At 32.7% G+C, this 26,486-nt stretch carries 17 protein-coding genes and 1 tRNA gene; 9 read left to right on the forward strand and 9 right to left on the reverse strand.

Annotation, left to right across the window (positions count from 1 at the left end; all coding sequences use genetic code 11):
- Positions 1–60: 60 nt before the first annotated feature.
- The 3 genes from FA048_RS11745 to FA048_RS11755 all read right to left on the reverse strand — a co-directional run bounded on the left by FA048_RS11745 (position 61) and on the right by FA048_RS11755 (position 5,125).
- Positions 61–3,243: an efflux RND transporter permease subunit gene (locus FA048_RS11745; RefSeq protein ID WP_136841061.1), complete on the reverse strand. Its 3,183-nt coding sequence runs from the start codon at positions 3,241–3,243 to the stop codon at positions 61–63.
- Between the two features lie 10 nt (positions 3,244–3,253).
- On the reverse strand, positions 3,254–4,444 hold the full coding sequence (locus tag FA048_RS11750) for an efflux RND transporter periplasmic adaptor subunit (protein WP_225872532.1): 1,191 nt from the start codon (positions 4,442–4,444) through the stop codon (positions 3,254–3,256).
- An 81-nt stretch (positions 4,445–4,525) separates the two neighbouring features.
- Positions 4,526–5,125 carry a TetR/AcrR family transcriptional regulator gene (locus FA048_RS11755; RefSeq protein WP_136841065.1) on the reverse strand — a complete coding sequence of 200 codons (600 nt, stop codon included), beginning with the start codon at positions 5,123–5,125 and terminating at the stop codon, positions 4,526–4,528.
- A gap of 151 nt (positions 5,126–5,276) precedes the next feature.
- On the opposite strand from FA048_RS11755, the gene FA048_RS11760 reads away from it, so the two are divergent.
- Entirely contained in the window at positions 5,277–6,572 is a 1,296-nt protein-coding gene (locus FA048_RS11760) for a hypothetical protein (protein ID WP_136841067.1), read from the forward strand.
- A gap of 185 nt (positions 6,573–6,757) precedes the next feature.
- Here FA048_RS11760 and FA048_RS11765 read toward each other — a convergent pair whose 3' ends face one another.
- From FA048_RS11765 to FA048_RS11785, 5 genes are read right to left on the reverse strand one after another with little or no spacing between them, the layout of a single operon-like run.
- Positions 6,758–9,175, reverse strand: a complete 2,418-nt coding sequence (locus FA048_RS11765) for a GAF domain-containing protein (protein WP_136841069.1) — start codon at positions 9,173–9,175, stop codon at positions 6,758–6,760.
- Positions 9,176–9,184: 9 nt separating this feature from the next.
- Positions 9,185–12,787 carry a BamA/TamA family outer membrane protein gene (locus FA048_RS11770; RefSeq protein ID WP_136841071.1) on the reverse strand — a complete coding sequence of 1,201 codons (3,603 nt, stop codon included), beginning with the start codon at positions 12,785–12,787 and terminating at the stop codon, positions 9,185–9,187.
- 39 nt (positions 12,788–12,826) lie between these two features.
- Positions 12,827–13,729 carry an SdiA-regulated domain-containing protein gene (locus FA048_RS11775; RefSeq protein ID WP_225872533.1) on the reverse strand — a complete coding sequence of 301 codons (903 nt, stop codon included), beginning with the start codon at positions 13,727–13,729 and terminating at the stop codon, positions 12,827–12,829.
- Positions 13,719–15,776, reverse strand: a complete 2,058-nt coding sequence (ppk1, locus tag FA048_RS11780; protein WP_136841073.1) for a polyphosphate kinase 1 — start codon at positions 15,774–15,776, stop codon at positions 13,719–13,721. Before ppk1 ends, FA048_RS11775 begins: the two co-directional genes overlap by 11 nt.
- A gap of 1 nt (position 15,777) precedes the next feature.
- Positions 15,778–17,010, reverse strand: a complete 1,233-nt coding sequence (locus FA048_RS11785; protein WP_136841075.1) for a Pycsar system effector family protein — start codon at positions 17,008–17,010, stop codon at positions 15,778–15,780.
- Positions 17,011–17,197: 187 nt separating this feature from the next.
- On the opposite strand from FA048_RS11785, the gene FA048_RS11790 reads away from it, so the two are divergent.
- The 4 genes from FA048_RS11790 to FA048_RS11805 are packed head-to-tail and all read left to right on the forward strand — an operon-like array spanning position 17,198 to position 21,454.
- Positions 17,198–17,686 (forward strand): TspO/MBR family protein, encoded by a 489-nt coding sequence (locus FA048_RS11790; protein WP_136841077.1) that lies wholly within the window; start codon positions 17,198–17,200, stop codon positions 17,684–17,686.
- A gap of 30 nt (positions 17,687–17,716) precedes the next feature.
- Positions 17,717–20,032 carry a patatin-like phospholipase family protein gene (locus tag FA048_RS11795; RefSeq protein WP_136841079.1) on the forward strand — a complete coding sequence of 772 codons (2,316 nt, stop codon included), beginning with the start codon at positions 17,717–17,719 and terminating at the stop codon, positions 20,030–20,032.
- Positions 20,032–20,559, forward strand: coding sequence for a hypothetical protein (locus FA048_RS11800; RefSeq protein WP_136841081.1), 528 nt, complete (start codon positions 20,032–20,034; stop codon positions 20,557–20,559). Before FA048_RS11795 ends, FA048_RS11800 begins: the two co-directional genes overlap by 1 nt.
- A 58-nt stretch (positions 20,560–20,617) precedes the next feature.
- Positions 20,618–21,454 (forward strand): carboxylesterase family protein, encoded by an 837-nt coding sequence (locus tag FA048_RS11805; RefSeq protein ID WP_136841083.1) that lies wholly within the window; start codon positions 20,618–20,620, stop codon positions 21,452–21,454.
- 11 nt (positions 21,455–21,465) lie between these two features.
- On the opposite strand, the gene tamL is transcribed toward FA048_RS11805, so the two are convergent.
- A complete protein-coding gene (gene tamL / locus FA048_RS11810; protein WP_136841085.1) occupies positions 21,466–23,880 on the reverse strand; it encodes a translocation and assembly module lipoprotein TamL in 2,415 nt (804 codons plus the stop codon).
- Between tamL and FA048_RS11815 the strand changes: the two genes are divergently transcribed.
- The 4 genes from FA048_RS11815 to FA048_RS11830 all read left to right on the forward strand — a co-directional run bounded on the left by FA048_RS11815 (position 23,871) and on the right by FA048_RS11830 (position 26,420).
- On the forward strand, positions 23,871–24,623 hold the full coding sequence (locus FA048_RS11815; protein WP_136841087.1) for a TrmH family RNA methyltransferase: 753 nt from the start codon (positions 23,871–23,873) through the stop codon (positions 24,621–24,623). The genes tamL and FA048_RS11815 overlap by 10 nt on opposite strands.
- Before the next feature lie 65 nt (positions 24,624–24,688).
- A tRNA-Cys gene (locus tag FA048_RS11820) sits at positions 24,689–24,760 on the forward strand.
- 38 nt (positions 24,761–24,798) lie between these two features.
- Positions 24,799–24,975, forward strand: coding sequence for a spore protein (locus FA048_RS11825; RefSeq protein WP_136841089.1), 177 nt, complete (start codon positions 24,799–24,801; stop codon positions 24,973–24,975).
- Between the two features lie 128 nt (positions 24,976–25,103).
- Entirely contained in the window at positions 25,104–26,420 is a 1,317-nt protein-coding gene (locus FA048_RS11830; RefSeq protein ID WP_136841091.1) for a serine hydrolase domain-containing protein, read from the forward strand.
- Positions 26,421–26,486 lie beyond the last annotated feature (66 nt).

Genomic DNA, 26,486 nt, shown 5'->3' on the forward strand with positions numbered 1-26,486 from the left:
GAAGAAATGAGTGGTAGGAACTCGTTAATTACAACTTGATCCTGCGTTTGTGTATTTTGATTAGTTTTCATGATTTGCTAAGTTTTGCTTTGCATTAATAACTGCCAGTGGTTCCTTCGTTATTTTTTCTTGTAAATATTGAAAGATGATGAAAAGTACCGGAATGATAAACAACCCTAAAATTACACCAGAAACCATACCTCCAGCTGCGCCAATACTAATTGAATGGTTACCTTGAGCAGATGGACCTGTTGCTATCGTCATTGGAATTAAACCAACAACAAATGCAAGTGAGGTCATAATAATTGGGCGAAGCCTTAATTTTGCAGCTTCCAAAGCAGATGCGATTAATGGTTGCCCTGCCCTTCTCCTCTGCACTGCGAACTCAACAATTAAAATCGCATTTTTTGCAAGCAAACCAATAAGCATAATCAGTGCTACCTGAACATAAATGTTGTTTTCTATTCCTGTTAAACCAATGGCTACAAACACACCAAATACTCCGGCAGGGATAGACAAAATAACAGCTAATGGAAGTAAATAGCTTTCATATTGCGCAGCAAGCAAGAAATAAATAAACACTAAACACAGCAAGAAAATAACGGTCGATTGTCCACCTGATGAAATTTCTTCTCTTGTTTGTCCAGAAAACTCATAACCATAACCAGCTGGCAACTGTTTTTCGGCTACTTCTTCTATTGCTTTAATGGCATCACCAGAGCTAAAACCAGGTTTTGGTATGGCATTAATTTGAATAGAGTTAAATAAGTTGTAACGTGATGCAGTTTCTGATCCATAAATACGACTCAATTTTACCAAGGTATTAATTGGTACCATATCGCCAGTTTTATTTTTTACAAATACCCTGTCTATAGCTGATGGATCTGCTCTGTCGGCAATATCTGCCTGAACAATTACCCTATAATATTTACCAAAACGATTAAAATCTGAAGCTTGAGCACTCCCGAAATAAGTTTGCATCGTTTGTAAAATGTCTTTTACATTTACACCGAGTTGATCAGCTTTTTCATCGTTGATATCTAATTGTAACTGAGGATAATCTGCCTTGAAACTGGTAAAAGCTACAGCAATTTCTGGGCGTTTCATTAATTCTCCAATAAAGTTTTGAGAGATTCCACTAAACTTATCAAGTTTTCCACCAGTTTTATCTTGTAAAACCATATCCAAAGCTTCAACATTACTAAAGCCAGGAACAGTTGGGAAACTGAATACGAAGAAAGTACCACCAGAAATAGTCCCTAGTTTACCTCTAACCTCATTCATAATCTCATCTATATTTTTCACCTTACCTCTTTCTTCTGTTGGCTTAAGTAAAACAAAAACCACTGCTGAAGATGGACTTGTAGAATTAGTTAATAGGTTAAAACCAGATATGGCGGTTACAAATCTTGAAGCATCTAATTTGTTTAGGGTATTTTCTGCATCTGTCATTACTTTCTGGGTTCCATCTAATGAAGTTCCCGATGGAGTTGATACAGCGATGGCGATAAAACCTTGATCTTCAGTTGGAATAAACCCAGCTGGAGTTATCTTAACCATCCAAACTGTAGCTAATGTAATTAAGGCTAATCCACCTAAACTTACCCATCTATTGCGAATTAAAAACTTTAATCCTCCAACATAACGGTTAGTCATTGCGTTAAAACTACTATTAAAGCCACTAAAGAATTTCTCTTTAAATGTTCTTTTAACGGTTTGCTGATCTTGATGATGACCAATATGGTTATCCTTTAAAAACAAAGCTGCAAGTGCTGGACTTAACGTTAAAGCATTAATTGCTGAAATTACAATTGCAATTGCCATTGTGAAGGCAAACTGACGATAAAAAACACCTGTTGAGCCTTCCATAAAACCTACCGGTAAAAACACTGCAGACATTACCAATGTAATTGAAATGATAGCCCCAGTAATTTCATGCATTGCTTCTTGCGTTGCAACTTTCGGTGATAAATGCTTATGTTCCATCTTTGCATGAACTGCCTCTACCACCACAATAGCATCATCTACCACAATACCAATTGCTAAAATTAAAGCAAACAGGGTTAGTAAGTTAATAGAGAAACCGAACAATTGCATAAAGAAAAATGTACCTAAAATAGCTACAGGCACTGCAATAGCAGGAATAAGTGTAGATCTAAAATCTTGTAGAAATATAAATACTACAATAAAAACTAAAATAAAAGCTTCAATTAGGGTATGGATTACCTGATCTATAGATTGATCTAATGCAACTTTAGTACTGTAAAAAATGTTGTGTTTAATGTCCTTCGGGAAATCCTTAGAAGCTTTAAGCATTAACTTATTAATGGCAACCTGAATGTCATTAGAATTGGAACCTGCCAATTGAATGATACCAATTACCACTCCTTTTTTCCCATTTAAGCGAGTTAAACTATTATAAGAATAAGCACCCAGTTCAATTCTTGCTACATCTTTTAAATGTAAAATGGAACCGTCTGGATTAGATCTAATAGCTATATTTTCATATTCATCAGGTTTAGTTAGTTTCCCTTTATATTTGATTACATATTCGAAAACTTCTTTACTTCGCTCCCCGAATTTACCAGGGGCAGCTTCCAAACTTTTATCTTGGATGGCTTTCATTACTTCATTTGGCGTAACTTTATAGGTAGCCATTTGTGTTGGATTTAACCAAACACGCATTGAATAATCTTTTACACCCCCAAAAATACTTGCAGCGCCAACACCTGGAATCCTTTTAATTTCAGGGATGATGTTAATTTGCGCATAATTAGCAACAAAAGTTTGGTCATATTTTGATTCGTCTTCTGTATACATTCCAATAGCCATAATAAAGCTATTTTGTTGTTTTGCTGTGGTTACACCTTGCTGAACAACTTCTGTTGGCAGTTGACTAGTAGCTTGTGCTACTCTATTTTGCACATTAACTGCTGCTTGGTCTGCATCAGTACCTAATTTAAAGAAAACAGTAATTGCTAATGAGCCATCATTACTTGCGGTTGAACTCATGTAAGTCATGTTTTCAACACCATTAATTGATTCTTCTAATGATGGTGCTACCGAACGTAACACTGTTTCGGCATTTGCACCAGGATATACCGCAGTTACCAAAACTGATGGTGGCGCAATATCTGGGAATTGTTGGAGAGGCAATTTTGTTAAACCAAGTACACCCAATATCACCAATAAGATGGAAATAACGGTTGCCAGTACAGGTCTTTGTATAAAAATCTTAAACATTATCTTTTTTTTATTTTTGAGAAATTAATTGAGCTATTTTATCATTCTTTTTATCTGGTTGAATAAGTTGCCCATCTTGGATGCGGTCTAAACCACTTAGAACAATTTGTTGTCCTGCTTTTAAACCGTCTTTTATTAAATAGTTTGTACCACTTTTTCCTTCAATAGAGATTGCAACTTTGCTTACCTTATTGTCTTTACCAACTGAGAAAACAAAAACTTTATCTTGCATTTCTACAGTTGCTGATTGAGGAACTAAAATTGCATTGTTATGTGTTAAACCTAATCTTACCTTACCAGTATTACCAGATCTAAGTAAACCTTTGCTATTAGCGAAACTTGCTCTTAAAGTTATTGCACCAGTTGTTTTATCAAACTGACCATCAATCATATCAATTTTTCCTTGTACAGGATATATGGTTTGATCTGCTAGAACCAATGAAACCGCAGGCAAATGTTTAATTCTATCTGCCACAGAATTACCAGGATAAGTTGTATTAAAATTGATAAAGTCAGTTTCTGCTAAAGAGAAATAAACATGCACTTCGTGTACATCAGAAAGTTGTGTTAATGCTTCTGCATCTGTTGGCCCAACTAAACTACCTTGTTTTTTAGGTAGCCTGCCTATATTACCGCTAATTGGCGCTTTAATTTGAGTATAGTTTAAATTAATTTGAGCGCTATTTACAGCTGCTTTTGCCTGTTCTACATTAGCTAAAGCTATTTGATGCGTTGTTTTTGCTGTTTGTAACTGAAATGCAGAAACTACTTTTGCCTGTACTAATGGGGTTAATTTATCAATTTCTAACTGCGCATTTAAAACCGCAGCTTTTGCAGCACTTAAAGCAGCTTTAGCATTATTTAATTGGGCTCTGAAAGGAAGTTGAGATATTTGAAACAGCAATTGACCTTTGTTAACTTTCTGACCTTCGTTAACTAATACTCTATCTATTGTACCAGCAATTTGAGGGCGAATTTCTAAATCTGAAACACCTTGTATTGATGCTGGATAATCTACAAATGTTTGTTGTGAAGTTTCATTAACTGTAAGTACGGGTAACGATGGTGGTGGCGGTGCTGCAGCCATTTGAGCTGGAGTTGAACTGCAACTTGCTAAAAATAAAACAATAGCAGTTGCTAGTGATATTATTATTGTGTTAAATAATCTAACATTGTTAGATGTTTCGTTGAAGTCTGGCATATAATTCATGATTAAAGGGATTTAAATTTTACTTTACGTTTATAATTAATTTAACAGCGTTAGATTTTTAAATAAAAAATTTTAGTCGTTTATGGTTTTAATAATTGCTTTTATTGCACTTCTTAAAATCTGTTGGTTAATTTCATCATCAGCCCCTTTTTGAACTAAATTGATTGAGATTAAGCCGTGTATAAGTGACCAAAAAGTATAATATTTTAAGCAAGATGTGTCTTCTGATACTGGGAGTTTAGTAAGCAATTTTTCAATTGCATCATAAAACAAATCAGTTGTGTATTCTGCTTCTGGCATTTTTTTATATAGCTCGCAACAGTTTACCTGTACACCATACATCAATTGATAAAACTCTTTTTCTTCAAAGGCAAAATCCCAATAGGCAAGCCACATTGCTTCTAATTGTTCTTCTGGATCGCTTTTACTGTCTCTAGCCGCTTTTACCTTTATACCTAAATGAATATAGCCTTGCCTGGTTAATTCAAGAAGAATACCTTCTTTGTTAGAAAAGTATTCGTAAATAATAGGAGCCGTGTATTCAATTACATCTGCAATTTTGCGCATACTTAAAGCAGCCCAACCTTCTTGTTTTACAATTTGTAAAGCAGCATCTAATATACTCTTGCGGGTATCTTCTTTTTGACGCTGTATTCTTTCTTTACTTCCCATGATTTGTTAAATGATATAAAATAATCTAACACTGTTAAGCAAATGTAGAAACACTTTTTAAAATGCGTATCATTTATTTGTCAGATAAAATAGAAAGTGCTTTTAACAAGTTTTAACAGCCTTTTTAATTAAAAATTAATACATTTAAAATATGGAAACACCCATTGAAAACTTAAAACCATGGTCAATTAGCAAAAGGTTTTTTACGCTATTATCTATCTATTTTGCTTTTTTGATGTTAGATTTTACCAGCAGTGATGAACTGTACCCGCACTTTGTATATGTACTTATGACTCCATATACTGAGTTTTGGCATTGGATAGTGCCTTGGTTTGGCGAACATATTTTGCATTTGAGCTATCCTATAACCGTAAAACCTAATGGCAGTGGGGATACAACTTATAATTATGTTCTTCAATTGTTATGGATAATTTTCGCTTTACTCATTACTACAATTTGGACTATTCTAGACAGAAGGAGGCCATCTTATCACCAATTTCAATATTGGTCTAGAATAGTTGTCCGTTATTTTTTGGCTTATATGCTTTTCGTTTATGGATTTGTTAAGGTTATCAAGCTACAATTTCCTTTTCCAGATTTGATACGATTGACTGAGCCTTATGGAGACTCGACACCAATGGGTTTAGCTTGGACATTTGTTGGTTATTCTTCTGGCTATAATTTATTTACCGGTGGAGCAGAAGTTTTGGCCGGCATTCTTTTATTCTACAAAAGAACCGCCTTATTTGGTGCATTAGTTGCAATGACAGTAATGGCTAATGTTGTTGCAATGAACTTTGCTTATGATATTCCGGTTAAAATCTTCTCTCTAAACTTATTAATTATGGCTGCATGGATAGCTTGGTACGATAAAGATAGGTTAATCAACTTTTTCTTTCTTAATAAAACTGCTACTCCATCCTTAATTGAATATACTTATCACACCAAGTGGAAAAAAAACATTCAACTGTCATTGAAAGTGATTGCTATTTTATTTGCTTTGTATTCAACGCTATATAGTAATCTTAACACAGCCAAAAAATATGGAGATGCCGCACCAAAACCATCTTTATATGGAATTTATGATGTTAAGACTTTTAATTTAAAAGGGCAATTACTGCCCCCACTTACCACAGATTCGCTCCGCTGGAAAAGAATGATTATCAGCTACCCTGGTTATGCACGGATTACAAAAATGAATAATAGCACATTTTGGATAAAACTAAAAGTTGATACCAATGCTAAAACGTTGAACTTTACTAGTACAAGCGATAGTACTCATCAATATATGTTAAACTATGCAAAATTGGGAAAAGACCAATTGGTGTTAAAAGGTTTAATGAATAAAGATTCCGTTAATATTCAATTTAAACAATTTGACCATACTAAATTTAATTTAGTTAAAACTGGTTTTAATTGGGTTAATGAATACCCTAATAATAGATAATTACGTTGTAAGAGTTAAATATCTGTTCGGTAGATTGGTGATAACACCAACTACTAGTAAGTGGAAAATTTTCGGATTCCTAAACTGTGGTCTGTGGCACACAGAAAACTAAATAAATATATTAAAGAAGAAAAGGTAAAATTTTAAGAGAAATATAAAGATTCTCGCTTTGCCCTGAATAACAATTAAAGCTGTTCATCGAACTTTTTTAAAGGATTTTTCTTAATCGATTTTTTCAATTTAGTAAACTGCTCATCATAAAAATCACAAGACATGTAGTTTACACCAACTCGTAAAGCTTTTAAGCCACTTACACCTTGCAACTCTTCTAAATCTAGTGTTTCTAAGTCGTCTTGTAAAAAGCCTTGCTCCTGTAAATATTTGATGTATTCTTTATACTCATTTGCTTCGTAGGTATTAAAATAAACCAAAGCTATTTTACCAGGCTGTGTTAAACGTTCATCTGTTCCTTTAACTAAAACCTTATCAATACGTTTTTTAACAACTTCATAACGGATATTGTACGCTCCTTCTACATCAAATCTTCTTTCATCATTTCTAAAACTAATGTCTATTGGATTTGAATGAATAAATATCAGCTGTGTTGTAAGCAGTGCTCTTGGCATTTGGCTAACCAAGCTATTGGTTAAACGAGCTGCCTCAACCATGGATGTAAGCTGCCAAAGGCGAATGTTCTTTAAATACAATAAATCGAATGGTATATCAGGTGCAATATCCTGACCAATATAAATATCATATTCTACGCCATCAGTTCTAAACTTGGCAAAATAACATGGGTAAGATTCTTGTAAAGTTTGTTGTGCTTCTTCTAAATACTCACTTACTGCAGTGTTTATAAATTGCATAGAAGTTTCTAAAGTCCTTCTATTATCATAAGCAATCCCTTCTTCAGAATTAATGCTTTTAAAATACTCTTGGATAATCTCTTGAGTTTGAGGATGTCCTCTCTCAATGTGTTTTAGCATTGGATATACTTCCAATTCTAAAAACTCATTTAGTTGCGCTTCTTCGCTAGAGTTAATAAAATCATCTATTTTCTTCATCCAATCTTTACAATTGAATAAAACTTTATCTAATAAATCAAGACGTATAATATTTCGAAGATTTTCTAATGATTCACTTAATTTAGCTAATTGAACTTTTAAATCTTCTTTTAAAGCATAATTTCGCTCTATGGTAGAATTTTTAATATCTATAGCACCAAACAATGGGTATAATCCTTTAAAAGTTACGGTATCAATTTCTTGGGTTTTCTTTTTGCTCTTACTCATTTTCAAGTAATCCCAAACTACCTGATTAAATTTCCATTGAACAGATGGTTGTAATGCGGTAAATTTATCTTTCAGCACATTATCCATCTTATTGTTAAACTCTTCAATCCTGTATTGTAAAAGCTGTCCTAAAAGTGGCAAAGCCGAATGAAACCTTGATAATAACTTTTCGTCTACAACCAAATCTTGCTCAGAATAAATTTCCATTATACCGGCCAATTGGTTGTTATAAAAAATTGGAAGGAATGAATAGGATTTCACTCCATTCTTTTTAAGTATATCTAAAAATGGGAATTTTTCAATCTTTTCATCCGTCAAATTATTAAAGAAAACTGGCCTGGGATGATCTATATATTCATTTACTAAAGCAAAAAAAGTTTCTTCTTCTAAGTTGTGTTTTTTTGCAGAATCGAGTAAAATACTTTGAGAGTTTAGATCGTTGTCAAATACAAATTTATTGTTCACCATTAAAAATGGCAATAATCCAAATTCAATATGACCGTTTCCTGCTAGTGTTTTTAAGGCCTGTATTACATGCTCATAAGCCTCAATTTCATAAGTATGATTAACTAATGCATCACGAATGCCATCTATAGCGTGCTGTAAAGTTACATCTGTTAATGTGATAACCGTAAATCCATCAAATCTAAACTTATCAAGAGGCAATAGATCTTGCAATAACTCAACCTCTTTACCTTCTTGTATCTGTGTGGCTACAGCTTCAAAATTAAGTTCCGGCAACTCTCCATCATACTGAATATCAACAAACTGAGTATCGGGACTAATATTATAATAAGACGTTAAATGAGTTGTTGGATTTGTATAAGCATACAAAATTTCATTTCCAGAAATTGAAGTGTAGTCATAAAACCTTCTCAATATCATTTTATAAATGAATTGAATTTGCTGCTTCTCTTTAGATTCTTCTATGTATCCATTTTTCTTTTTCTCTTCTTTATGTACGCCAAAAAATTCGAAAAATCCGTCTGTGCTAAAAAAGATACGGTCTGGCACTGGTGTACTCATTGCCCAATACAAATCTTTTTCATTCGCCATTAAAGGCGTTAAAATGGTAAAAATGAGCTCTAAAGTATCTTTATATTTTGCTAAATCCTCAACCTCAATATCATTTTTTAATGCTTCTTCACGCTCTATTTTTTCTAATAAAAAACGATAAAATTCTGCCTTTAAGGTTTGCTCAGTTTTGAGCCTACCTTTTAAATATGCAATTAACGGCCTAAAAGACAGGGTATATTCTACCTGACAAGCTATGCATTCATCTTCATTAATCTTTACAACACTTGTATTCATCTTTTTTTATTAATATCTAAAACTCATAGAAACGTAAGGATACCAACCTTCTACTGAGTGGCCCATTACAAAACGGAATATGGCTAAAGAAGCTGGAGAGAAATATATACCACCACCAGCACCATGATGCCAAGCGTTTGATTTTTCATTACTATTCCAAACCCTACCTACATCATAAAAACCCATTAAACCTAACTGACCTGGAAGCACATAGCTTATAAAGTCTCCTAATTTTGCTCTAAGTTCAACATTATTATAGAAACTATGTTGTCCTGCGAATCGAAATTGACGATAACCTAACAAATTCCCTTGTCCACCTAGAAATAAATTTTGATAAAATGCTGGTTTTCCAACGGTTATACCTCCTCCAAAACGGTCTGCAAGTACAAATTTAGCTCTTCCATCTAAGTTTTTATACAAAGCAATGCTTGCTGTAAATTGTCCGTAAGAATTTGCATATTTATTTAGGCCCTTAAACGCTGTCCATTTAAAATCTACATAACTTCCTAGTGTTGGTAAAATCTCGTTGTCTCGAGTATTGTTAGTGAAATTAACTACCAAGCCTCCATATAATTTATTTTGAGTAACTGTTAAGCTATCATAAGAATGCAATGCAGCGGGAACTGTGGTAATTTTACCAATATTATCTTCTGCATCAAATTTATAAAACTGAAATTGGGTACCCATGCTAAAGGTAGATTTAGGTCTACGCCATCTTAAAGCAGATTCTATCTGGTAAATATTAAATCTAGCTCTGTAATACCTAATATCTTGAGTATATGTTGTTTCATTACCTACACCAAAAAAGTTTTGTGTATTATCTGGTGCATAAGCATCTGCTTTTAATACCAGATCGGCTTTCCCAAACAGATTTAACCAGTCACCTTTATAATTAAACCTAAAAGCCGTGGTTGCGAATGAGCGTAAAAACGAGATATGCTGTGAGTTTCCGTAAGGTGCTTTTCTAAATCCTGGGTTTGTTACTTTATAATTTAATCCAGCTAATAATCCATCATCTTGATTAAAACCAACATTTAAATTTAATGTTGATCTACTATACATGTCTTTATTGTAAAATGATACATTTGAAGTATCTGCAGACATCTTTTTACGCAACATATTTTGATCTTCGCCTTCAAATTTAGAATTGCCATTTTTCCTTCCAAATAACTGAATGCTTCTTGATACGTTTGGTAAATCGTAATATTTTTTACCGCTACCGGCTATAATTCTAAGTTTAATATTTGAAGCTTTATTATCAATCAACACACTATCATTACCGTCTTTAACGTATAAGCGAATTTCTTTAGTAACGCTAGGATCAAAATTGCGGCTAAACGTTTCTTCTTTAATATTACCTTCTTTAGAAATTTTATTGATTTGAACTTTTAAATATTTTCCTGCTGAATCAGTAATTAAAACACGCTCATTTTTATCACTCGCTTGCACATCAACAATTCTATTAAAAAAATGATAGAAATCGTTCATCAACTTTGGCAAAGAGGCTCTTCTCTCTTTTAAGCGTTTCAAAAACTGATCATGTCTTAAGGTATAATTAGGTTCGGGTAAATGTTTCAATGCTTTTTCTAAAACATCATCAGTTAATTTAGCACAAAAAGCTTTCACCTCATTATCCCACTCTTTTTCAGTGTACTGGGACAACAATCTGCTATTCATTGCTCTACCTTCCCACAAATACCAATCAATTTTTTTGATCTCTCTTTCATATCCTTGCATCATAGGCAAGAGTGATGAGGATTGAGCATAACGTTGAACAAAACCATCAGAGCTATAAAAAACCTGATCACGATCTCTTGGAACTGCTAAATACTTTTTGCCTTTTTCTGTTTTCTCGGGCATCCATCTCCATTGGTCTTCATGACGATCCCAATCGCCGATCATTATATCTAAAGCTCTAGCTCTTAAGTACATTGATGCATCATAGGTGTTATCATTATCCTCATCAAGCTTTTTAAGCATCTTAGTGGTATTATCAGACTCTCCTATAGGTTCTCTCTCTTCAAGCAAACAAAGTGTATTTGCAAACATACCTCCATAATCTCCTAAATTTACATCTGGAGAAACCCAACCAATAATTGGTGTACTATGTGGCACATCTACTGCCTTTGCAAGTGTAGGTACAACCAAAGCACCAAATGGGTGTTGAGCAGACATGTTATCTTTTAAAATATCCTTAGCAAATGTTTCCCTTAAGCCCTGAGGCAATAACACTTCTGGATATTTTTCTATGCTACGTAAAACCCATTCTTTACCATCTTTGTCTTCCAAACGAAGAGATCTCGATTGATTCCCTCCACCCAACTGAGTAGGTTTTAATCCACCTTTAATTTCCGAAATTCTTAGCACCGGAAATTTAGTGTCCATAGCATAGTCCTTGCGGTAATTTTCTCCAAATAAGAAACGATGAAACTTGCCTACACTATCATATGAAGGGTGAACCTTAATGGTAATGCTATCTGCTTTTATCACTTTTAATTCGTTCTTTTTAGGAGGGGCTAACTCTTTATATTTTTGCGTGTAACTGAATATTTTTTTAACACCAGTGTCTGCATAAATATAATAGTCATATCGCATATCATTATTTATGAGCTGATCTGCAACCACATAGCCTTGATTTTCTTCTTCAAGTAATGCATTTTTACCCAGTTTGTTTGCAGTTACTTTAGAACCAGAGCCACTTACAATTTGTAATTGTTTGCCTTTTATAAATTGCAAGCCATGCTCATGGCCTGCTGCATAAATAACATTTGGTTTATCTCCAAAAACGCTATTTACGCTTTTCATCATATCTTTATAAGCAGGGTGATTTAAATCTTCAGGGCTTAATAAAGTTGATCGTAAAAGCGGATAAATTGATCCTATAATAGGCAATGGGATAACTAAACTTTTATTTAATGATGTTAAAGGTAAGAGGTGATTCTTCCAGGTAAAATATCCACCATGTACGCCATAGCTTTGAAATGGATGATGAGAGGCAAGAATAATTACCTTATCTCTGTTTTGTTCCATTAAATCTTGCATTCTAGCAATCACCTCATCTTTAGTCTGACAATCGCAATCTGCTACAGGATTTTGTTTATTATATGGGAATAAAAACCATTCACTATCATAAGCTATTAGGGTAAGTTTATCTGATAGTTTTATCGCAACTGGATCTGGACAGCCATTTGAAGGAAGCAGCCTTAATAACGGATCATTAAAAGATTCTAGGTATTCGCTTTGAGCCTTAATTTTTGCTAAACCATTAGGCCCTGATTTATCCCAATCGTGGTTACCGGGAACAAAATATACTGCAGAACCTGCATCACGCATGGGTTTAAATTGAGACTGTAATATTTTGCTGGTCTCTTCAAAAGACCCATAACCTGGAATTGCCATGCCAGATGGATAAATATTATCTCCTAAATAAACGGTAGTGGTTTTTCCTTTAATTACATGATTGGCTGCATTTTTTAAAGCTGCGAACTGGCCTTCGTTCATTTCTCCAGCATCACCTATTAAAATTACACGATACTTTACATCCTTGTCCTGGGCAAATCCAATAGAGGTTATAAATAATAAACATAAAGCCGTGAGTAGTTTTTTCAACATACTGAGAATATGAAGGTTAGATTAAATATAATTAATAATTTAAGGTTTTTTATAATTGAATCTCAAGATATTTCCACCGGTTGTTTCACTACCTTCATTCGATATGTAAAGATTGCCTGATGAATCAAAAGCTATACCTTCTGGCTGATTAAATTCATTAGAGCTTAAATGATACACACTTTTTATTTTAAAGTTAGCATCTGTAACAACTAAAGCTTTATTTACTGATGAAACGATATACCACTCTTTTGTAAGAGGGTTTATGGCCAATGCAGATGGATGAAATGAACCTTTCTTTTTTCCGCTCATTTTGTCAACAGAACTAACATCTATAGTAAAATTACCTGCAGCTTTAAATGAACCATCCTTTTGTAAGTCTAAGATATAGCCACTAGAATTTTTCGTGTCTTTGTCTACTTTACAGGATTTACAGAGTAAATAAACCTTCCCTGTTGCTTCATCTGCATACATACCCTCATATTCACCTTTTGGCACTAAGTTTTCAGATACTTTAACGTTTGTAGTTTCTGTATTTTTTGTTTCACTAAGTTGAAAAGAATACAATTCTCCATTACTTTTTAACAAGACTGCCCAGCCTTGTATAATTGCTACATCTTCATAATCTCCCTTTTTGGCAAATTTGGTAACGGTTTCGTCTTTTGTACCTAAAGGCAATTTGAATAAACTCCCATCTTCATCTTGTTGAGCATATACAAAATCATTTTTGCCTTTATCAAAGGCAATACCTGAAATTTCTTGTAAAATATCTGGCATAATATATTTTTCTGGCTTACTTAAATCGTAACCTTTAGGATTTTCTTCTCCTGCACCCTTAGCTTTTTTCTGTGCACATGATATTATCGAAAAACTAATTGTAATAACTATAAATCCTAATAATATTAATGTACTTTTCTCCATTCTAATCTTTGAATTACTTAGCATCTTTTTCTTCTTTTAATAATTGATAAATACGATATTGAGACTGTATTGGTTTACCTTTTGTTACGATTGGTATATTATTCATTTCTTGGTCTATTGATACAGCTTGAACATTATCAGTTAATTGGAGGTTCAACATCTCTTTAATTTGTTTCTTTATGTGTGCTGTTAATACAGGAAAACAAACTTCTATTCTTCGGTAAATATTTCTATTCATCCAATCTGCAGAACCTAAATAAATTTCTTCATTTCCAGCATTGTTAAAAACAAATATCCTACCATGTTCTAAGTAACGGTCAACAATCCTACGTACAGAAATGTTTTCGCTCATTCCTTTAACACCAGCAACCAATCTGCAAATTCCCCTAATAATTAGCTCAATTTTAACACCCGCATTAGAAGCTTCATAAAGTTTAGCAATGAGCACCTTTTCTTCTAAATTATTAAGTTTTATAACAATAGATCCAGATTTTCCGTCTTTTACATATGAAATTTCTCTGTCAATTAGTGCAATAAAACGTTGTTGAAGGTTAAACTGAGCAACTAAGAGGAATTGAAATTTAATTAAATCAGCATTAGTTGGTTTTAATCTTTTTGCTAAGAAAATAAAGAGTAACTCCATTTCTCTCAACATCTCTTGATGGGCAGTCATTAAAATATGATCTGTATAAAAATTGGCAGTAGTTTCATTAAAATTTCCAGTAGCCAAAAGACCAGTATAAATTTTTCTTAAACCCACTCTTCTTTTCACCAAAGCTATCTTAGCATGTACTTTTAAGGCTGTTACGCTATACATGATCTCCACACCAGCATCCTTCATTTTATTAGCCCATTTAATGTTGTTAGCTTCATCAAAACGGGCTTTAAGCTCTACTAATACAAATACTTTCTTGCCATTTTTTGCTGCGCTAATCAAAGCATTAACTATTTTAGAATCATTTGCCACTCGATAAAGCGTTACATAGATCTCCTCTACTTCCACATCTGTTGCAGCTTCATTAAAAAACCTTAAAACGCTATCATAAGATTGATAAGGCGGGTTGATTAGTATATCTCCTTCAATAATTTGATCATACAATGATTTCCCTTTTACCAATACAGGATGGTTTATTTTTGACCAAGATTGGCTTGAAAGTTCTGGAATATTTATTGGGAAAGATGCTAAATCTTTAAGGTTATGGTACCTTCCGCCAGCAACCAAATTTGCATTTTGAAGATTTAATTTCTTTTGCAATAATTGCATGGTGTCATCAGGAATACCTGGTTGATATAAAAACCGAGTGGCCAACCCAAAATCTCTTTTGTTTAACTGTTTTTCTATTTGCTTAGCTAAATCGCCCGCATATTCATCTTTTAAATCTATTTCTGCTGTACGCGTAATTTTAAAACTAAAACAGCCAGTAATTTTTGCGTTCTTAAAAAGTATATCGAAATTGTTTCTAATGATATCATCTAAAAACAAAATAAAGGTATCTTTCCCTTTAGTAATTTTATAAAACCTCGGGAGATTAGCAGATGGTATATTTAAAATTAAGGTCTGCTCTTCTTCTTTTATGAGTGTAATTAAGAAATAAAGCTCATTATTTTTAGGAAAAAAAGAAGATTTGACAGTGGTTAGATTAACAGGCTGTAAAAAAGCTAAAACTTGGCTAAGAAAATATCTACTCACCTCGTTTTCCAATTCTACAGGAATATCATGCCCGTAAATAAAATTGATATGATTTTCTTGTAATTGTGGGTTTATTGTTTCTCTTAAGATGCTGCCATATTCTTGCTGTTGTCCTTGGATAATCTCAATTGCTTTACCTAACAGGTCTTCCTCAATTTTTATATTATTCTTGTCCTTTTTACTCAATTTAGCTAATGCCAATAACACTGGCATTCTAACACGGTAAAATTCATCAAGATTGGAAGAGTAAATAGAAAGAAATTTAATTTTTTCAAGCAATGGAACATTTGCTCTTGCAGCCTCTGCTAAAACACGTCCATTAAATGTTAACCAACTTAAATCTCTGTCAAAAAACAAGTTTTGAGCTACTTTTTCAAGCATGTTAAGATAATTTACCGTAGGCAATATAAGAAATTACATAGGCTAGAACTGCTGCAATTAAACCAAACATAAAGATGTTATAAGCAATTCTTATCAATTTATATTTACGGCCTAAAACAACACCTTGAGAATACACATCTGTTATAAGTGTACCATATAAAAACTCTTGGTCGTTCATTACTTTAATCATCCCTTTACTGTAATCATTTAATGCCATTTTATAAAAGTTACCAAAAAACAAAAGATTAACTTTTTTTCGTTCTATATCATTCTCTGTAAACAATCCATCCGGAATAGCAGGTCTGGTTGCCAAAATTGAGAAGATGATACAAGATAAACTAACCATTAAAAGAATAAAAGTAGGCACTATTAAAAATGCATTATCCTCTAGCCTCCTTAGCACCAAACTCACTATTAATGATAAAATGATTGAGTTTACTGTAATAAGTAATTGAGCTTTGTTATCTGCCATATCACTTAATCGTTGGTTATTTGCAGAGGTAATTCTAAACATGGTTTCAATACCTTTGTCTGGTCTTTGCTTGTCTTTTGTCTTTAGCAATTTTTCTGGTTTATCTTCTTTACCATTATGGCTATCATCAGCTATAGTTACATCTAAGACTTCATCAGCTTCATCAATATCCTTTAATTTACTTTTTAGTTTCTCTAAGTTTTTAGATTTTTGATCACTCAAAAGCAGGATGCAGTAATCTGTATGGTATTGATGACTTTCTAAAAACTGGATATCTTTTTTTCTCCATTCCTTTTTGTTTATGTCAACATTGTAAAGAAGTTCTACCTCTTTATGCATCAACTTTCCTTTTTTCCTAAAATCTTCTGTTCCTAAATGAAAAAGGTCGCCATCACAAACAATATTCTCTAATTGATTTGTTGGTCTTTGAGGCATCTTAGTAGACAGAATTACTTGCATAACTTGATCTCTAACATCGGCCTTAACATCTATTTTCTTTAAGAATTCTATTGCTAATTCTGCACCTTTCTGCTCGTGGTTATTTGGATCTTCAAAGTAACCTGTATCATGAAACCATGCACTAGTTGTAACTATAAAAAAATCTTTATCATTTAATTGGTAATGATTTGCAATTTGTATGGTTGCTGCAACAACGTCCTGAGTATGTTCTAAATTATGGTATACCAATTTTGGATCATGATGGGTATTAAAATATCCCAACACATGATCTTTCACTTCTTCTAATAAATGTTTGTAGTTCATTTAATTTTAATTGACAGTTAATGGCTGATAGAATAATCAGCAGTAATTAATAGTTACGAAATATAAGGATTTTTATTCACGGTATATTCAAAACTCCGAAAATTGAAAAATGTTTTACAGGTTATTACTGTAGGTGATAAAACAAGCGGTAAACTTATTTGTTATTGAAAAATAAGTTAACGAACTCATGCCGAAACATAACAAGAAATTTGAATTTTTACCATTTGTAATCTTTTTAATCATTCCGCTTGCAATTGGTGCAATTGGTGGATTTTTTACCATGGAATCTGTAAAAACTTGGTATACTACTTTAAATAAACCAACCTTTAATCCACCAAATTGGGTATTCGGACCTGTATGGACAACATTATATGTTTTAATGGGGATAGCATCATACCTAGTCTGGAAACAACGAAGTATAGTTGCTGGCTATAAATGGGCATTTGGTATTTATTTTCTTCAATTAGCATTAAACTTAATGTGGTCCTTTTTATTTTTTTATCAGCATCAAATCGGCCTTGCTTTAATAGAAATTGGTTTATTGCTCGTAACAATTATTATAAATGCGTTTATTTTTTATAGAATAAACAAGGTAGCTGGTCTGTTATTTATCCCCTACATTCTTTGGGTCAGCTTTGCGTCTTATTTAACCTATTCTATCTTTATTTTGAATTAATTTAAAAAGAAAACGATATTTTTATAGGAGATGTATCCTAAAAAGCTAATCGTTTTTATTTTAGTGCTTTTGGTGCTACAAGTTAAAGCACAAAAAGTTGGCCTGGTATTAAGCGGCGGAGGGGCTAAAGGTTTGGCACATATTGGCACGCTGAAAGCCTTAGAAGAAAACAACATCCCTATAGATTATATTACTGGTACAAGCATGGGCGGCATTGTTGGTGCAATGTATGCTGCGGGATATTCTCCTACCCAAATAGAAAAAATTGCCTTAAGTTCTGATTTTCAAGATTGGGTAGGTGGAAAATACAAAAGCGATTATAGTTTTTATTTTCAAAAGAATAGCATTAATGCTTCTATTTTAACTGCTAAACTATCAATTGACACAAGTTTAAGATTAAATTTCAGGCCCAATTTAGTAAATGACATTCCCTTAAATTTTGCTTTATTAGAACTCTTTTCTCAAGCCTCAGCCATTTCTAAAGATAACTTTGATAATCTATTTGTTCCGTACAGGTGCATGGTTTCTGATGTACTTTCTCAAAAAAGTATTACCATGAAAAATGGGAGTTTAGCAGAAGCAGTTCGTGGTACAATGACAGTTCCTTTAGTTTATAGACCAATTAAATTGGAAAATAAGTATGTTTTTGATGGTGGTTTATATAACAACTTTCCAGCAGATATAATGAAAACTGAGTTTAAACCAGATTTTATTATTGGTGCAAATGTATCTTCTAAAACTTTTAATGAATATCCTAAAAACGATGATAGAATAATGAACCGCCTTTTGGTTTATATGTTCTTATCAAAATCTGACTCTACTTTAGTTGGAAAAAATGGTGTTTACATAGAGCCAGATTTAATTAATTACTCCGTTACCAACTTCGCCCCTGTTGCAGAATTAATTAAAAAAGGTTATGATGCTACGATGGCCGACATGGAAAATATTAAGAAAGCAATTTCTAGACGAGTTAGCCCACAAGAGTTGTTAATCAAAAGAAATGCTTTTAATGACAGGAAACCAGATTTATTGTTTAGTAATGTAAAAGTAACAGGGGTAAACTCTCAACAAAAAAAATATATTGAACGATTGTTTAAAAGTGACCAGTATACATTTAATTTAAAAGATATTAAAAGAGGGTATTATAAGTTGGTGGCTGATGAAACTTTTGAAACTGTTTACCCTAAAATCTCTTACGAGCAGCAAACAGATAGTTACAATTTTGAAATAGTTGCACAACCTAAAAAGAGTTTTAAAATAGATTTTGGAGGTAATATTTCATCAAGGCCAATTAGCAATGTTTATTTAGGCTTACAATACAATTACTTAAACCGTAAAGCCTATACTTTCGGCGCAAATTTTTACTCTGGGAGGTTTTATGAATCTGTTCAATTAAGTGGGCGCATTGATTACCCTTCTGGCTTACCTTTATTCTTAGCTGCCGAGGTTACCTATAATCACTGGAATTTTTACAATACGAGCCAGATCTTTATTGAGAATCCCCGTCCGACCTACATAGAGCAAGCGGATAGAAAAATAGACCTTAAATTAGGAATGCCATTAAATCGCAACGCTAGGCTTACTTTGAGTGCTGCTTTTATTAATAATAATGATAGTTACAGTCCAACAAATACATTTACTGTGGGTGATGTATTAGATCGAACCGTTTTTAATGGACTAAGAACAAGCTTGTTGTTTGAGCAAAATTCACTTAATAGAAAACAATATGCAGATAAAGGCCATAGTTCGCTATTAAGTATAAACTTCTCAACTGGTAAGGAAAACTATACTCCGGGTAATATTTTCAGGGCTTATACTTCTTTTACAGATCAATTAGAAATTACCAGAAAGTTTAGAGAATGGGGTAGCATAAAATTAAGTGACGAACGGTATTTCTTCCATACAAAAAAATATGCTGTGGGTTACCTAGCTGAAGGGGTTATTTCAAACCTACCCCGATATTCAAATTATCATTCCACCTTATTAGCGGCTCCAGCATTTTATCCTCTAAATGATAGTAAATCAATTTTTTTAGAAAATTTTAGAGCAACCAGTTACTTAGCAGGTGGACTTAAAAATGTATTACATCTTAAACATAATTTAGATTTTAGAGTTGAAGGGTATGTATTTTTACCCTATAAGGAGTTCGAGCAAAATGGATTACAAGGTATTGCTTATGCAAAGGCATTTAGTAAATGGCATTATGCAGGTACTGCGGGGTTAGTTTACCACACTCCTGTTGGGCCAATAAGTTTTAGTTATAATTTATATGATGACCCTATAAAAAGGCACGGAGTTTTACTACATTTAGGCTACCTAATTTACAATAAACGTTCTATCGAATAATGAAACATATAATCGCTGTACTCTTTCTGCTTTTTGCGGGTAATACATTTGCTCAAACTGCAGATATCAATAATTTTCTTGTTAAAGAGAGTTTATTAAAAAATAGTAAACTAGCAATTATTGCGGCCGATTCCTTAGAAAATCCATTAGAGAAAATTAATGGAACTTACACTTTTAGTGTAAGTGGTTTTACGCAAGAGCTTACCTTTAATGAAGGTGTTGCTATTTTACCTCTGCAAATAAATAAATCTGCTTTTGTATACATCAAACACCAAAATGATAAAGGAACGCATAGCAAATTGCTTTACATTTATAAAAAAGAAGGCAATTTAAACCCTTTTACAATTAGTAGAATTTTTCTAATTGTTATTCCCTTAATACTTGTTATCCTTATTTTTGCTTTTAAGAAATTTATATACATAGCAGCAATATTGCTGGTAATTTTCTTAATATTTAGCTATAATAACGGCCTAAATATCTCAACCTTTTTTGAAACTACATTCGATTACCTAAGGAATTTGGTCTAAGGGAAGAAATTTTTTCATGTGTTATTAGTCCTTTTAATGATAAAATATATTTTGCTAAATGTTTAAGCAATTACGAAACATTACCACACTCTTATTACTTTTAATAAATTCAATTTTTACTAGTGCACAAACTCAAAGTTTTGATCATACTAATGTTGATAGCTTAACATTTATTGAAACAAGAGCTGTGATAAATAAACTATCAACAGCAAAATTTCAAAAGGGCTCTTATAATCATGGCGATAAAAAACTACTATATAGGCTTTTATTACCAAAAAACTATGACAAAACAAAAAAATATCCTTTAGTCATAACCTTTCACAATTCAACAAGAATTGGAACTGATAACGAAAAACAATTAGAACCTTTATCGAAAATTTGGATTAGAGAGGAGATTTACACTAAATACAATTGTTTTGTAATCGCACCTCAATTTGCTGAACGTTCTTCAAACTATACTGAAAATGAAGATGGAATTTTAGTTTCAAAACCCAGTGATGATGTTCAATTAGTTTTAGAATTATTAAAAACCATAGAGAATGAATATCGTAGTATAGACAAATCAAGAATTTATTTGGTAGGTTATTCGATGGGAGCGTCTACAGCACAAAATCTAATGAGTATAGCACCTAAAAAGTTTGCTGCTATTGTTTCTGTTGCTGCAGTTCCTGATTTTTCTAATTTAAAAGTATTAAAGGAGAAAAACATCTTTTTAATTCATGGTCAAAAAGATACTGAAAATCCTTACAATGGGAGTGTAAATTTATACGCCAAACTTAGTAGAAGCAAAAACTTAACTTTTAAAACTTATACAGAACTTGATCATGACTACATCAACATTCCGTTGCTTTTGAGTGATGAAATTCCAAAGTGGCTTTTTAAATTGAATAAATAGGCCATCGTAAATTAAAAAGGCATTCCTATACCAAAGTTATATTGCATAAAGCGATAGCTTTCAGGATCATGAGCTGCAAAGTAACGTGCTTTAAAATCTTTTGCACCTTTAACAAACTTGCTAATAACCCATTGTTCAGAGGCTTCAAACTGAGGATCTTTAACTTTAAGTCCTAAATCAAATCTGAAAACAAAAAATTGCACATCAAACCTAAACCCTATACCAGTACCAATAGCAATTTGTTGACCTATTTTTTTAAAATCAAAATAAGTTTCTGGCTGAGGATTATTTGGTGAAATATTCCATACGTTACCCATATCTACAAATGTTGCCGCTTTTAACTTACCGCCAAAAAGCTTGTTAACCAACAGAAAACGATATTCGAAATTAGCTTCAATACGCATTTGACCCAACTGATCAAGACCATAAGAGGCATTTCTTTCTACACTAGTTAATACTGCTCTATTGTAATTACCTGGCCCTAATGTTCTTGCTTGCCATGCTCTAACCCCGCTCGAGCCTCCAGCATAGAATAATTTTTCGAATGGTACAGAGATTGAGTTACCATAGGCATAACCTATGCCTGTGTTTAACCTTGCTATAAACTGTTTTTCGCTTCCTAAACTTTTGTACCAACGCACATCAATCTCTGGACGAACATATTGATTAAATGGAAGTCCTAAAATTGTACCAAAATCGCCATTCTGAGGGTCATGTTTATTTCCTAAAGTAGTTGAGGCCAATTGCAATAAGTTACCTGCCAAATCAATGTTTCCCCTAAAATAAACGAAGGTTCTATTCTGATTAAGTTTATCTGCATTTAATGAATAGGCATATTTCATACCTAGCGTAAAATCTTTACGTCCTAGTAATTTGATATTGTAAGAGTTGTTTTTATAAATAGAATAATTGGGATCTGAAGTATTATTTGTATCAATTAATACGCTACCGAAACGGTACTCTACATTTAAAGGTGTAAATGAATGTAATTTTGATTTTGTTTCTACCCAATCGTAGCTAATGTAATTAATGAATATTCTACGAACTGTGATGTTCTTTTGTAAAGCGTACAAATAACTAGAAGAAAAGGTTGTAGTTGGCATTCCATTTTTCCCCATCATGGGGATAGCAAATGGAACCATTAACCTTGGGATGGTTAAACTTGCACTAACCGAAAAATCTCTTTGGTAAATATCTGCAAATATTGATTTTCCACCCTGTAGTCTCGATTGTAAACCTCCTTTAACCTGAAATTGAAATTTCTCTGCCCCTCTTAAAAAATTATTATCAGTATAAGTGTTACTTAGGTTAAAACCTATAGTACCATCATTAAAAGGTATCTCTCCTTCAATTCTATTGCTTCTTCTTTTTTGGGGAATTAAAGTAATTATTGGCAAAACTTTCTGACTACTATCACTTGCCTTTACATAATCTATTTTAACGTTCTTGAACACATTAAGTTCATATAACCTATCATAAGTAAGTTTTTCTTTTCTGATATCGTAAATCTCACCTTCTCTAATAAAATCATAACGCACAATTGGGTTTCTTCTAAAACGGGTAGACATATCCATAAAGGTAATTCCCCTAAAATTTCTATATCCCGTTTTCAAACTGTCTAAATTCAAATTTTCTGGAAACCCTTCCGAATTAGGTGCAATTACAATATTAGATTGTCCGATAGTATAAATTTTATGTTTTAAGCTACTATCTAATGGATTATCAATGATTAAATTAACGCTAACTCTACTGTTATTCTGATTTGAATCTGGCGAATACCTAACATACGGACGTTCAAAATCTCGGTAACCGTTCTGGCGCATGAGTTGATAAATTTGCTCCCGCTCATAAACCAAAGAATCTTCATCATACTGCATGCCTGTACGTAAATGTGTAAACAAATCTTTGTTAGCTACATAGAGCGTTTTAACAGTAGTATCAGGAATTTCATACGTAATTTTATTTACAAAAAAGGCAGGTCCAGGGTCAGCAACAAACTTTAGCTGAGCCTTTTTATCTTTTACACTAATTTCTGACTTAACTTTGGCTTTAAAAAAGCCTTTGCTTTTTAAGTATTTTTCTATCTGGTTTCTAGAAATCTCTACCAATGTGCTATCTAAAATTGGTGGTGGAGAGCCCAGGGGTTTAATATTACTGGTTTTATACTTACCATTTTTGGTATTGAAAATATTATAAATTGCAACATTAAGTCCCAAACCCTCAGATGGTCTAATGTCTTTCTGAACATAATTGTAAGCTTGTTCTTCAAAGGCTTTATCAATACTATCTATTCTAACCTTTTTTACAATAGATTGGTAATCTTCAATATATTTTGTTGAAGAGCATCCTGCGAAGAAAACAAGAATTAATAGTAATATTGTAAGAAATTGTACCTGCTGTTTATAGTTATACTTGTATGCTTTCAAAATCTCAAATCAGTTTTATAAAATCTTTACATCAAAAGAAGTACCGCAAGGAAAATGGAATATTTATTATTGAAGGTATAAAATCTATTACAGAATTCATAAATTCAAGCTACCAAATACATAGCATTTATTACACCTCACAATACTTACCCCTATTGCCCCAAAACACCGCAAATATAAAGTTATTTGAGGTAAACAACGCCGAATTGGAGAAGATTAGTACATTACAAACTCCACAAGGAATTTTAGCGCTAATTCATACCCCTCTTCAACAAAAACTATACCCAAAAAATTTACAGAACTCTTTTTCGCTAGTATTGGATAATGTACAGGATCCCGGCAATTTTGGAACAATTATTCGCACAGCTGATTGGTTTGGAATTAGGTATATTATCTGCTCAGAAAATACAGTAGAAGCATATAATCCTAAAACAGTACAATCCACAATGGGCTCTTTATGTAGAGTAAATATAGTTTACACAAATTTGGCTAGTTTTTTAAGTGAAACAACATTGCCGGTTTTTGGTGCATTGTTAAATGGTAACGATATTTATAAAACAGATTGGGGCAAAGAAGGATTAATTTTACTTGGAAATGAAGGGCATGGAATTGGTGAAGAATTAATAGAAAAAATAACTGAACCAGTAACAATTCCGAATTTTGGAAAAGCAGAATCTCTTAATGTTGCTGTTTCTGCTGCCATATTTTGTAGTGAGTTAAGGAGAAATGTTAAATTAAATTGAAATAATAGCCAATCTACTTTGCATACTAACTTATAATTACTATTTTTGCAACCTTGAATTTAAAAGGTCGAGTGGCCGAGAGGCTTAGGCTCAGCTCTGCAAAAGCTGCTACAGCGGTTCGAATCCGCTCTCGACCTCAGATTTTATACTAATTAAAGAAATAAAGCTCATTATCATGGCAGTTACAAGATTAAAAAGAAAAGACAGATACAATAAAAACGTTTCTCGTTTAGAAGTTAAAACTTTAAAGTTAGCTACTAACCTTGAGTTAGGTAGCCGTTCTAAACAATCTAAAACAGATCAATTGGCTAAAAACAATGCTATTTTAGCTCAATTATCAGCTAAAGCTTAGTTTTAGATTTTCTTAAAAACATTAAAAGCATCTCAGATTTATTTTTGGGATGCTTTTTTGTACACTATATTTTCTGCCTAGCTTTAAACAGCTATATTTACATCGCTATTTTATTTTAGTTAAATACGATGAAAAAATTCTTAACGGTAATCCTTTTTGCCCTTCTCTATACCACAATTTCTGCTCAAAATATCAACGTTACAAAACTTGATAGCTTATTCACTTCTTTAGCAGACAATAATAAATACATGGGAAGCATTTCTGTTTCCCAGAATGGAAAATCTATTTATAGTAAGGCAATAGGCAAAGCTGACATAGAAACCAATAAAAATGCTACCCCAGAATCTAAATATAGAATTGGCTCTATCTCAAAAACATTTACAGCAACACTAGTTTTTAAGGCCATTGATGAAAAGAAATTATCGCTTGAACAAACAATAGCACAATACTTTCCAAATGTTAAAAATGCAGATAGAATTACTATTGGAAACTTATTAAATCATCGAAGTGGAATATTTAATTTCACCAACAACCCTGATTATTTAAAATGGAATACTGTACAGAAAACTAGAGAAGAGCTAGTTGGTATTATAAGCAGCAATCCAAGTAATTTTGAGCCTAATAGCAAAGCTGAATACAGTAATTCTAATTATGTTTTGTTGAGTATAATTTTAGAAAAAATTTACAAGAAACCCTATCAGGATATTTTAACTGAGAAAATAATAAAACCGTTAAAACTCAACAATACCTATTACGGAGATAAAATTAAACTAGACAACAACGAGGTTAATTCTTACGCATTTACAGGAATTTGGATTAAACAACCAGAAACAGCTATGTCAATCCCGTTAGGAGCTGGCGCTATTGTTTCTAATCCTGCAGACTTAAGCATATTTATAGCTGCTTTACTTGAAGGAAAATTGGTATCTGCCGAGAGCTTGACTACGATGAAAACCATAAAGGAAAATTATGGAATGGGTTTAACATCTATCCCATTTTATGACAAGGTAGGTTTTGGCCATGGAGGTGCAATAGATGGTTTCACCTCATTATTGTATTATTTCCCTAGTGATAAATTAGCCGTTGCCATCACATCTAACGGAAATAATTACGGAAACAATCAGGTATTGATCGCTCTACTTAGCTCTTATTATGGCAAACCATTTGATATTCCGAGCTTTAAGGAATTAACACTTAAAAGCGAAGAACTTGACCAATATTTAGGGAATTACGGAGCAGCAAATTTTCCGATGAAAATTACAATTAGCAAAAAAGAAAACGTATTAATTGCTCAAGCTACCGGCCAAGGACCTTTAGAATTAAAAGCTACTGCTAAAAATATATTTGAATTTCCAGCTGCTGGAATTGTATTAGAATTTAATCCAATAACGAAACAAATGATTTTAAAACAAGGTGGCGGAAAATATATATTTACAAAAGAGTAAAGCATCTATTCATGCACTAATCGATATGCATTTTGCATTTAAATCGCTTCAGCAGTTACATTAGAA

It is taken from the genome of Pedobacter polaris, assembly GCF_005116505.1.
Taxonomy (GTDB): Bacteria; Bacteroidota; Bacteroidia; order Sphingobacteriales; family Sphingobacteriaceae; genus Pedobacter; species Pedobacter polaris.